The 10,095-nt window shown below is 38.8% G+C and carries 12 protein-coding genes; 10 read left to right on the top strand and 2 right to left on the bottom strand.

The window, feature by feature from the left end; genetic code table 11:
• Positions 1–192 precede the first annotated feature (192 nt).
• A complete protein-coding gene (locus POF52_RS09640) occupies positions 193–1,155 on the bottom strand; it encodes a bile acid:sodium symporter family protein (protein ID WP_013082056.1) in 963 nt (320 codons plus the stop codon).
• Positions 1,156–1,356: 201 nt separating this feature from the next.
• Between POF52_RS09640 and POF52_RS09635 the strand changes: the two genes are divergently transcribed.
• From POF52_RS09635 to POF52_RS09625, 3 genes are all read left to right on the top strand, one after another.
• Positions 1,357–1,557, top strand: a complete 201-nt coding sequence (locus tag POF52_RS09635; RefSeq protein ID WP_013055761.1) for a DUF3311 domain-containing protein — start codon at positions 1,357–1,359, stop codon at positions 1,555–1,557.
• On the top strand, positions 1,554–3,017 hold the full coding sequence (locus POF52_RS09630) for a sodium:solute symporter family protein (protein ID WP_271992163.1): 1,464 nt from the start codon (positions 1,554–1,556) through the stop codon (positions 3,015–3,017). Before POF52_RS09635 ends, POF52_RS09630 begins: the two co-directional genes overlap by 4 nt.
• An 84-nt stretch (positions 3,018–3,101) precedes the next feature.
• Positions 3,102–3,317 carry a hypothetical protein gene (locus tag POF52_RS09625; RefSeq protein WP_271992161.1) on the top strand — a complete coding sequence of 72 codons (216 nt, stop codon included), beginning with the start codon at positions 3,102–3,104 and terminating at the stop codon, positions 3,315–3,317.
• 93 nt (positions 3,318–3,410) lie between these two features.
• Here POF52_RS09625 and POF52_RS09620 read toward each other — a convergent pair whose 3' ends face one another.
• Positions 3,411–3,566: a hypothetical protein gene (locus POF52_RS09620; RefSeq protein ID WP_013055763.1), complete on the bottom strand. Its 156-nt coding sequence runs from the start codon at positions 3,564–3,566 to the stop codon at positions 3,411–3,413.
• 309 nt (positions 3,567–3,875) lie between these two features.
• Between POF52_RS09620 and POF52_RS09615 the strand changes: the two genes are divergently transcribed.
• The 7 genes from POF52_RS09615 to POF52_RS09585 all read left to right on the top strand — a co-directional run bounded on the left by POF52_RS09615 (position 3,876) and on the right by POF52_RS09585 (position 9,971).
• Positions 3,876–5,183 (top strand): sensor histidine kinase, encoded by a 1,308-nt coding sequence (locus tag POF52_RS09615; RefSeq protein ID WP_034653913.1) that lies wholly within the window; start codon positions 3,876–3,878, stop codon positions 5,181–5,183.
• A gap of 1 nt (position 5,184) precedes the next feature.
• Positions 5,185–6,108: a response regulator gene (locus tag POF52_RS09610; protein WP_271992158.1), complete on the top strand. Its 924-nt coding sequence runs from the start codon at positions 5,185–5,187 to the stop codon at positions 6,106–6,108.
• A 216-nt stretch (positions 6,109–6,324) separates the two neighbouring features.
• On the top strand, positions 6,325–7,596 hold the full coding sequence (locus POF52_RS09605; RefSeq protein ID WP_074894094.1) for a cation:dicarboxylate symporter family transporter: 1,272 nt from the start codon (positions 6,325–6,327) through the stop codon (positions 7,594–7,596).
• A 149-nt stretch (positions 7,597–7,745) separates the two neighbouring features.
• Positions 7,746–7,925: a YfhD family protein gene (locus POF52_RS09600; RefSeq protein ID WP_013055768.1), complete on the top strand. Its 180-nt coding sequence runs from the start codon at positions 7,746–7,748 to the stop codon at positions 7,923–7,925.
• Positions 7,926–8,069: 144 nt separating this feature from the next.
• Positions 8,070–8,204 (top strand): hypothetical protein, encoded by a 135-nt coding sequence (locus tag POF52_RS09595; protein WP_271992154.1) that lies wholly within the window; start codon positions 8,070–8,072, stop codon positions 8,202–8,204.
• Positions 8,205–8,433: 229 nt separating this feature from the next.
• Complete coding sequence (locus POF52_RS09590; RefSeq protein WP_016766438.1) at positions 8,434–8,898, top strand: C40 family peptidase; 465 nt, start codon at positions 8,434–8,436, stop codon at positions 8,896–8,898.
• A gap of 197 nt (positions 8,899–9,095) precedes the next feature.
• Entirely contained in the window at positions 9,096–9,971 is an 876-nt protein-coding gene (locus POF52_RS09585; protein ID WP_271992151.1) for an N-acetylmuramoyl-L-alanine amidase family protein, read from the top strand.
• Positions 9,972–10,095: the final 124 nt, after the last annotated feature.

The raw sequence follows: 10,095 nt of genomic DNA, 5'->3' as shown, positions 1-10,095 counted from the left end.
TGGTATGACGAAATACCCTTCTTTCCAAGCAGGAAGAGGCTAATATAGTTTAGAATCGATGTAGAAAAAAGAGACATGGCAAAAGCGCCATGTCTCTTTTTTCTATACCTAAGCGAATGCCACCCCCCTTGCGGGGTTGGTGGCATTCGCCTAGGTAAAAGCTTTTTGTGCTTCCCTTATAGGTTTATTGTATTACCCAGCCATTTTTTTATCAGACGAAGGCTGGTTTTTGTCTTTTAGTTTGCTAAAGATAAAAGCAAGAACTGAGCCTGAGATGTTGTGCCAGACGCTGAAGATGGCGCTTGGAACAGCGGCTAGCGGCGAAAAGTGAGTGGAAGCAATGGTGACGCCGAGCCCTGAGTTTTGCATGCCAACTTCCATTGCCACTGCTTTTTGTTTGGCTAGATCCATTCCGCATAAGCGGGCAAAGAAGAAGCCGATTGTGAAACCAAGAATGTTGTGAAGAACAACTACGGCAAAAATGATACCGCCTGTTTTAGCAAGCTGTGCTTGGCTTCCTGCCACAACGGCAGATACAATCAAGACAATCGCGACTACTGAAACAAGGGGAAGAGCTTTGGAACTTGCTTCTGCAGCTTTTCCAAAAAACTTTTTGATTGTAAATCCAAGAGCAAGCGGAATGATGACAACTTGTATAATGGAAATAATAAGAGACATGATATCAATATCGACCCACTTGCTTGCAAATAATAAAATGAGAAGCGGTGTAACAATCGGTGCTAAAATGGTTGAAACAGAAGCGATAGCAACTGCGAGCGCAACGTTTCCTCGAGCCAAAAAGACCATTACGTTTGATGATGTGCCGCTTGGACAGCAGCCTACTAAAATAACGCCCACTGCTATTTCTTTTGGTAAATCTAAACCAATCGCCAAACCGAATGCGAGAAGCGGCATAATGATAAAATGTCCCACCACGCCTAGTGCTACTTCTTTCGGTCTTCGAAACACTTCACTGAAATCAGACGCTGACAGCGTTAATCCCATTCCAAACATGACAATTCCTAAGAGCGGAACGATGTACTTTCCAATCCATACAAAATGCTCTGGGAACGAGTAGGCAATAACGGAAATTAGAATAACCCAAAGCGTAAATGTTTTTCCTGCAAATGTACTGATTTTCTCTATTGTTTTCATCTGTACGATACCTCCTGCGAACTATAAGAAGAAATTATACTATTTATTCAGAAAAATGAAAACAGTATTTTTGTAAAATAGTACAGAATATTTTATCTTCTGGAGATTATTTCAGTTTAAATGCAAGCATTCCTTCATTGAATACACGGAATATGTGGTAATATAAAGAAGTTAGTTTTAGAAAGTCGGAGGAGTTTAGTCATGAAATTTATCTATATTTTGTCTGTCCTTCCGTTCGTAGGCATATTAGGTTTTCTCCCTTTTGTTAATCGAGTTACTCCGTTTGTTCTCGGTATGCCGTTCAATATGTTTTGGATGGTGATATGGGTGGTGCTTACGTCCATTATTTTAGGGGTTATGTACAAGCTTGATCCCAGAAATCGGGAAGGGGAAGAAGAATGAATAGTGCACTTATTATTATTTTACTATTTTTAGTGGCAGCTATTTTTCTTGGCATACGATCAACCAAAGGCAAGGATATGAACTTGGAGCAGTGGACGGTAGGCGGACGCGGTTTCGGGGCTGTTTTAGTGTTTGTGCTGATGGCCGGAGAAATCTACACAACGTTTTCGTTTCTAGGCGGAAGCGGATGGGCTTATGGAAAAGGAGCTCCTGCACTTTATGTGTTAATTTATATTAGCTTATCATATGTCTTATCATACTGGCTTCTTCCTGTTATTTGGAAGTATGCAAGAGATCATAAGCTCGTCTCGCAGCCTGATTTTTTTGTAAGCAAATATAAAAGCCCTTACCTTGGTGTGCTTGTAGCTGCTGTAGGAGTGATTGCTGTCATTCCTGTTATTGTTGTGCAGTTAAAAGGATTGGGGATTATTGTATCACAAGCATCATACGGTGCCATTTCAATGCCGGCAGCCATTTGGATGGGAGCTATCAGTTTAACGCTGTATGTTATGATATCCGGTATCCACGGTTCTGCATGGACGGCCGTTATTAAAGACATTATGATGCTTGCTGTGATTGGATTTTTAGGCATTTATTTACCTTTTCATTATTACGGAGGATACGGTCCGATGTTTGAAGCGGTGAATACAGCGAAGCCAGGGTTTTTAAAGTTTCCTGAGCAAGGATTAAGCGTCTCGTGGTTTATTTCGACCGTTATTTTACTAGTACTTGGGTTTTATATGTGGCCGCAGGTGTTTAGTTCAAGCTATACAGCGAAAAATGCAAAGGTATTTCGTAAAAATGCAATCATTAGTCCTCTTTATACGCTGATGCTGCTCTTTGTATTTTTTGTTGGATTTGCAGCTATTTTAAAAGTTCCTGGTTTAAGCGGAGGAGACGTGGATCTTGCGCTATTACGGATCTCAATCCAAACCTTTGATCCTTGGTTTATTGGAATTATAGGAGGAGCGGGTTTGCTGACAGCGCTTGTGCCGGGATCAATGCTGTTAATGAGTGCATCAACGCTGCTGGCTAAAAACATATACAAACCGTTTGCGCCTCAAGCAAGCGAAGCGCATATTGCTCGTTTAGCGAAAAGCTTTGTACCCGTTGTGGCTCTCATTTCCGTTTACTTTACGCTAAACGGAGGAACGACGCTGTCAACAATTATTTTAATGGGCTATAGTCTAATGACACAGCTGTTTCCATCTCTGCTTTTCAGTTTGAAGAAAAATAACTTTGTAACGAAACAAGGAGCAGCATGGGGGATTGTTGCTGGAATTATTGTAGTAGCCTATATTACAATCAGCGGATCTACTATTGGGACGTTATTTCCGTCACTGCCTCAGCAAATGAAGGATATCAATGTCGGATTTATTGCGCTGCTTATCAACTTTATCGTAATGTGGGCAGTCAGTATGCTCACAAAGCAAAACGAAGCTGGGACAAAAGTATGTTAGACGAAGTGAAAAACGAACCATTAATCAACACGTTTGATTAGTGGTTCGTTTTTTTGTTAGGTCAACGTTAGACCCTTCTAGCAGTTGATTGGAGGGCAAGACGAAGACTCCTACGGGAAAAGCAGAACAGGTGAAACCCCACAGGAGCTCAAGCGCCGAGGAGGCTCAGCGGCCGCCCGCGGAAAGCGAAGTCTTGCACGGAAATCAACTGCGGTGTCACAAGCAGTTCAGCTCATGTCTCCCGTTTGTTCGTCTTTCGATTGGATTCATCTCATTATGTTTCAGTCTCATTTTTTCTAGTCAAACAGCAAAGAGCCAAAGGAATAGAATCATCCTTTGGCCCTTTACGTGGCTTTTAACCGATAATTTGTAAAATTTCCTACATCAACTGATTTACGCTAAAGCGGGAACTCGGTCGTTATAGTAAATAACTTCCGATAGGATCTTACACCCTTTAATCTCCTGAAATGTCTTTTTCGCCTCTACCTCTGATTCAAATTCAAACATAGTCGGACTTTGGTTTTTCGAGTAAACGGTAATGATCCACATTGTAAAATAAGCTCCCCCTATAAATAATAGTTTTCCTTTTTAGTGTAGCTATCAGGTGATGTAATAATAATTGAATAGTTGTGATACAGCCTCACATTTTAAAAGGTACTTCTACTATACAACAAAAATTACAAAATAAAACAAGAAAATCTAAAAAACTACAGAGAATAATGAAAGAGAATAAATAACTGTTTATATATGGGCTATATTTATAAATGGAAGTAGGAATGTAAAAAATATGGGGAAGAGCGATTGTCTTTTAGATTGCTAAACTATATACTTATGTTCAAAAAGTGCAGGAAGTGAACGATGAAAGTTGATACAGTAGTAAAAAAAGATGTTTTACTTATTCTAGTGATGATAGTCGTTGTGCCGCTAGCAGGAGAGCTTAAATATTATCCTTTTCATGATACGTATAGAGTTAGCTTTGCTGTGCCCATTTTTTTCTTTTCACTGCTGCTTTTAAGAAAGGTGTCTCCTGTTATACCAGGTATTTTAGTTGCGAGTGCTATAGTGGGCTTTCGGATGTGGCTTGACTGGTATAGCTACGAATCATTTGATTTTCTGCATTCTTTGCAGATTAGGTGTTCAGCGGGGATTTATTATCTTGTTTATGCCATTGCTTTTTCTTGGTTTAAAATTAACGATTTTCATTCAAAGCCGTGGATTATTGGCATATGGAGCATCATCATCGAAACGGTTTCAGGCGGGATGGAATTGTTTTTTATGTATGTAATGGTTCATCATCATATTGTGTTTCCGGAGTTCATGCAGATTTTTATTGTAGGCGTCTTTCGAAGTTTCTTTGTTTTATGCCTATTTAGCATGATCAAACTTTACGAGGGGCAGCTGAGAGAACGACAAATCTCTCAAAAAAATGATCAGCTGCTTGTTGTGCTTTCAAATTTATATGAGGAATCCATTCATTTGAAAAAAACGCTGCAGGACGCTGAGAGAATTACGAAAAAGTCGTATGATTTGTATGAAGAATTACACGAAGCGGATACCCACCAGCTTACTTCACTGCACGATTTTAGCCAAAAAGCATTACAAATTGCAGGAGAAGTACATGATATTAAAAAAGACAACCAGCGGATATCAGCAGGGCTGTCCAAGGTCATTACAAAAGAAGAATTTTCTGAGTATATGGAAATCGAAAGTCTGCTTCAAATCGTGATGCGCAGCAACGAAAAATATGCGGCGATGTTAGCAAAAGATATTCATTTTTCATATTCGATTTTAGGAGAGCATCCTCGCTATCATGTGTACTTGTTTTTATCATTAATTAATAACCTAGTAACGAATGCGGTCGAAGCGATTGAAAAAGAAGGCGCGATTATTATCGACGTATGTCGAGAAGAAGACCGCATTTTATTGTATGTAAGAGACAGCGGTCCCGGAGTGAAAAAAAGGCATGAACGTCTTATTTTTAAAGCGGGATTTACATCCAAATATGCAAAGGACGGAACGCCTTCTACGGGTCTTGGGCTTGTCTACGTTAAGCAAATGACCGAGCAGCTGGGAGGGAATATTCAATTTGTTAATCTGTCTCCAAGCCCCGGTGTTCAATTTGCTATAGATTTACCTATTTCTACGTTAATGGGGGATAAGGACTAATATGCGATTTTATATCATAGATGATGACGAAGTCTTTCGTTCAATGTTAGCTGAAATCATTGAAGATAATGATCTAGGGGAAGTTATAGGAGAAGCAGAAGACGGGATCGTGTTAAATGATCAAGTTTCTTTATTGCAGCAGATTGATATTTTATTTATTGATTTATTAATGCCGATTCAAGACGGAATCGAAACCGTGCGCAAAATAAAGGATAGTTTTAAAGGGAAAATTATTATGATGTCACAGGTAGAAACGAAAGATTTGATTGGAAAAGCCTACTCGCTTGGCATTGAATACTATATCACGAAGCCGCTTAATCGTATGGAAGTGCTCATGGTCATTCAAAAAGTAATTGAACGAATTCAAGTTCAACAATCAATGGAGAAAATTCAAGAATCGTTAAATACCGTACTTAATGTAGGAAATCAGCAAAAAACGCCTTCTTTTGGTAAAAAAGAAAGCGATCCGGCAGAGGCGTGCAGGTTTCTTTTAAGAGAACTTGGGATTTTAGGGGAAAGTGGAAGTAAAGATTTGATTGAAATCATCAATTACTTGCATCAAACGGAAAAAAGCACGATGTATGAACAGCATTTTCCTTCTCTCAAAGAAATTTTTGAGAAAATTACCGTGAGAAAGCTTGGTCCATCTTTTTCAGAAGACGTGCTGCAAAAAGAAATGAAAGCAGCCGAGCAGCGAGTAAGAAGAGCTATTTATCAGTCTTTAAATCATTTGACCTCTCTTGGTATGGTTGACTTCTTTAATCCTAAATTTGAAAATTATGCTTCTAAGTTTTTCGATTTTTCAATGGTGCATCAGCGCATGAGAGATATAGAAAAAGGCACGGGAAAAAGCAGCACTCCGAGTCGTATAAACGTAAAAAAATTTATTCAAATGCTCTATTATGAAGTCAAACAAACGCTGTAGTAAAAAAACTACAGCGTTTTCATTTTGTAATTTTCTAAAAACTTTTTGTTAGTTTCAGTAGGTTTTTGTTAGATTTTGTGATGCCTATGATAATGTAATCTTATGAATAAAAGAACTACTTAATAAACAGTTCTTAATTGAATTGTATCTGTGGAATACATTAAGTGCAAATAAACAGCTTTGAGCTGTTAGAAAAAAGAAGGAAGGTGCAAAGATATGTTCAAAAAGCTTGGATTAGCAGGACAAATTCTAATTGGTTTGATTGCAGGTATTATTGTAGGGGCTATTTTTTACGGAAATCCTAAAGCAGTTGAAGTGCTGCAGCCAATTGGAGACGTATTCATTCATTTAATTAAAATGATCGTGGTGCCGATTGTTATATCTAGTATCATTGTGGGCGTTGCGGGTGTTGGTGATATTAAGAAGCTTGGTAAATTAGGCGGAAAAACAATTCTTTACTTTGAAATCATTACAACGGTTGCCATTGTTGTAGGCTTATTAGCAGCTAACTTGCTTCACCCTGGTACTGGTGTGGACCGCAGCGGTCTTGAAAAATCAGATATCAGCAGCTACACATCAACGGCAGAAGCTACAGAGCAAAAAGGATTTGTAGAAACTTTTGTTCACATCGTTCCAACGAATGTATTTGAATCAATTGCTGCAGGCGACATGCTGCCAATTATTTTCTTCTCAGTTCTATTTGGACTTGGAATTGCATCCATTGGTGAAAAAGGAAAGCCGGTTTTAAGATTTTTTGAAGGCACAGCAGAAGCGATGTTTTGGGTAACGAATTTAGTTATGAAGTTTGCACCGTTTGGCGTATTTGCATTAATCGGTGTAACCGTATCAAAATTTGGACTAGCGTCTCTGATTCCGCTTAGTAAGCTTGTAATTGTTGCTTACGGCACAATGATTTTCTTTGTATTAGTTGTACTAGGACTTGTAGCTAAATGGGCAGGCGTTAACATCTTCCACTTATTAAAAGTGTTAAAAGATGAATTGCTATTAGCATTTTCAACTGCAAGTTCAGAAACAGTATTACCGCGTATTATTGCGAAAATGGAAAAGTTCGGATGTCCTAAAGCCATTACATCTTTTGTTATTCCGACGGGATATTCATTTAACTTAGACGGATCTACTCTTTATCAAGCGCTTGCTGCGATTTTTATCGCGCAAATGTACGGTATTGATATGAGCATCACACAGCAAATTTCACTGATATTAATTTTAATGGTTACATCTAAAGGAATTGCAGGAGTTCCGGGCGTATCGTTTGTTGTACTGCTTGCAACGCTTGGATCTGTAGGACTTCCGGTAGAAGGGCTTGCATTTATCGCTGGAATCGATCGTTTGTTAGATATGGGACGTACAGCGGTAAACGTAATTGGAAACTCACTTGGCGCAATCGTGATTTCGAAGTGGGAAGGACAATTTAACGACGAACACAAGAAAGCTTATATTAACGAAGTAACAAAAAAAGTATCATAACAACAAACAGTCTGGGACAAAAGCATTGTAGTTGAAGAAAGATCCGAACGATTATTCGTTCGGATCTTTTTTCGTTTGAATTTGCTTAGAAAAGTTGGGAATAGTAACTAAAGATGAAAAACAAATGATTGATACAAGGAGGTCTCAACATGGGAAGAGCAAATAATCACAAATCATCACATAACAACAAAGGGTCACTGCCTCAAACACCAAAAGAGTTAAAAATTGCTCCGGATCAAGCAAATGAAGAATTTTCACGTGAATTAGCGCAGCATCACGATGCTAAAGCGAAACAGGACTTAATTTTGAAACAGCAAAAAGAAAAGTAAAAGAAAAAAGGCTGAGACAAGAGTGTTTTAGTTAAAGGGAAATCCGAACGATGAATCGAGATTCTTGATGGAGAATCCAACTCGTTCGGATTTTTTCATTGTGATTGTGAACGTAGTTTTCGTTTATGTAGTTGTTTCTATTTGTTGATTGAAGAGCAAGACGAAGACTCCTGCGGGAAAAGCGGAACAGGTGAGACCCCGCAGGAGCGTGAGCGACGAGGAGGCTCAACGGCCGCCCGCGGAAAGCGAAGTCTTGCACGGAAATCAACGGCCGCGTAACAAGCGATTCATACTAGCTCATTTATTCGTCTGTAGATTCGATTGACTTAGGTATGTCTCAACCTCTTTTATGCATATCTAAAGATAAAAATACCTCAGTAACCATTTTGTAACATTATTTAATCATAGCGTAATAGTTTTTGAGGCTTTTTTCATTATAATTAAACCGAACATATTGAAAAATAAGTTCATAGAAACGTAACGTTCGGTTACATAATGGAGGAGAAAAATGAAAAAAGCCATCATTGGGTCTATAACGGCAGCGGCAGTCTTATTTAGCGGAGCCAGTCCGTTTATTGCACCTGCTCAAACAGTAGAAGCAGCGTCATATTCATACAAGGACACGGCTATTGCTACTGGTAAAAAATTAATGGGTGTTCCTTATAAATGGGGAGGCACAACAACAAAAGGTTTTGACTGCTCGGGATTTATTCAATACATTTTCAAAAAAGCTGGAAAAACACTTCCGCGCACAACGGAACAAATGTATCGAGTAGGGACAAGCGTTTCAAAAGCAAAGCTTCAAAAAGGAGATTTAGTTTTCTTTCAAACGTATAAAAAAGGTCCTTCACATGTAGGCGTGTACTTAGGAAATAATCAGTTTCTTCAAGCTTCTACATCTAAAGGCGTGACGATTACATCTCTTAGCAACAGCTACTGGAAAGCACGTTATATTGGTGCAAAACGGATTTAACCATCCGTCATTTTTTTAAAAAACAACACTACATTATGTAGTGTTGTTTTTTTGTTGGTATATACGTAACGTATTGCCGATATTATTTTTAACGTTTTATACAAAAAAATCCATATTCTATGAGATAATAACGTTAACACATTTTGTACTTTAACATAAGGAATATCCCACTCTATTCGAAAGTTTGGTGAGCGAAGATGAAGCGATTAGTATGGAGTTATGGAATAGGTATTGTTGCAATAGTAGCAGTACTCTCATTTTTCTTTATGATGAAAGGTCAAACAGAGAAAGCCGTCGTTAGCGGAAATGTACCAAAAGCTCATGCGCAGGGAGAAAGAGTGAAGCAGCCGATCTCACAATTCCAAGCAGTACAGCCTCATGAAGCAGGTAATGAAGTGAAAAATGTAAAAAACAACATGCCTGAAAAAGCGGATCCTCCTTCTTTTTTAGTCTACATTGATCCTGGTCATCAATCTCAGGCTAACCTGGAGAAAGAGCCAATCGGACCGGGATCAGCAGAAACAAAAATAAAGGTTTCCGGAGGCACATCAGGCGTAGTGACCAAGAAGCCGGAATACAAGCTGACGTTGGAAGCCTCTATGATATTAAAACAGCTGCTCGAAGAAAAAGGCATAACCGTAAAGCTTACTCGGAGTTCTGATAATGTAGATATCAGCAACCGGGAACGAGCGGAGCTTGCGAATAATTCAAAAGCTGATCTGCACGTACGTATCCATGCAGATGGTTCTGAAAATGCTTCTGTAAAAGGATTTTCTGTGCTTACTCCTGCAGAAGATAATTCCTATACAAAGTCTATTTATCAAAGCAGTCTGCAGGCATCTCAAGCTATTCTGACAGAGGTGAAAAAAGATCAGTTTGTCGAAGTGGACGGCATTCGCTATCGCAGTGATCTTTCAGGATTTAACTGGTCGACTGTACCCGTAACGCTAGTTGAACTGGGGTATATGACGAATCCAGAAGAAGACCGGAACCTGTCTGATCAGGCTTACCTTACAAAGCTGATGAATCATGTTGCAGACGGTATCGTGGCATATGAAGAAATGAAAAAATAAAAGGTGAAAAGACCTATAAAAGCGTGTGACTAAATCAATTGATTTATGTCACACGTTTTTTTTGTCGTTCATATGATATAAAGAAGCGTTTTTTCGACAAAAAAATGGACGAGCAGAAAAGAAA

The sequence above is a fragment of the Priestia sp. AB genome, from assembly GCF_028369225.1.
Taxonomy (GTDB): Bacteria; Bacillota; Bacilli; order Bacillales; family Bacillaceae_H; genus Priestia; species Priestia megaterium.
The sequence above is the reverse complement of the archived record's forward strand: the minus strand, read 5'-3'. Positions and strand labels throughout refer to the sequence as shown.

Coding starts and splice junctions, on each gene's coding strand:
- POF52_RS09640 (WP_013082056.1), bottom strand. CDS start 1,155: ATGAAAACAATAGAGAAAATCAGTACATTTGCAGGAAAAACATTTACG.
- POF52_RS09635 (WP_013055761.1), top strand. CDS start 1,357: ATGAAATTTATCTATATTTTGTCTGTCCTTCCGTTCGTAGGCATATTA.
- POF52_RS09630 (WP_271992163.1), top strand. CDS start 1,554: ATGAATAGTGCACTTATTATTATTTTACTATTTTTAGTGGCAGCTATT.
- POF52_RS09620 (WP_013055763.1), bottom strand. CDS start 3,566: ATGTGGATCATTACCGTTTACTCGAAAAACCAAAGTCCGACTATGTTT.
- POF52_RS09615 (WP_034653913.1), top strand. CDS start 3,876: ATGAAAGTTGATACAGTAGTAAAAAAAGATGTTTTACTTATTCTAGTG.
- POF52_RS09610 (WP_271992158.1), top strand. CDS start 5,185: ATGCGATTTTATATCATAGATGATGACGAAGTCTTTCGTTCAATGTTA.
- POF52_RS09605 (WP_074894094.1), top strand. CDS start 6,325: ATGTTCAAAAAGCTTGGATTAGCAGGACAAATTCTAATTGGTTTGATT.
- POF52_RS09600 (WP_013055768.1), top strand. CDS start 7,746: ATGGGAAGAGCAAATAATCACAAATCATCACATAACAACAAAGGGTCA.
- POF52_RS09590 (WP_016766438.1), top strand. CDS start 8,434: ATGAAAAAAGCCATCATTGGGTCTATAACGGCAGCGGCAGTCTTATTT.
- POF52_RS09585 (WP_271992151.1), top strand. CDS start 9,096: ATGAAGCGATTAGTATGGAGTTATGGAATAGGTATTGTTGCAATAGTA.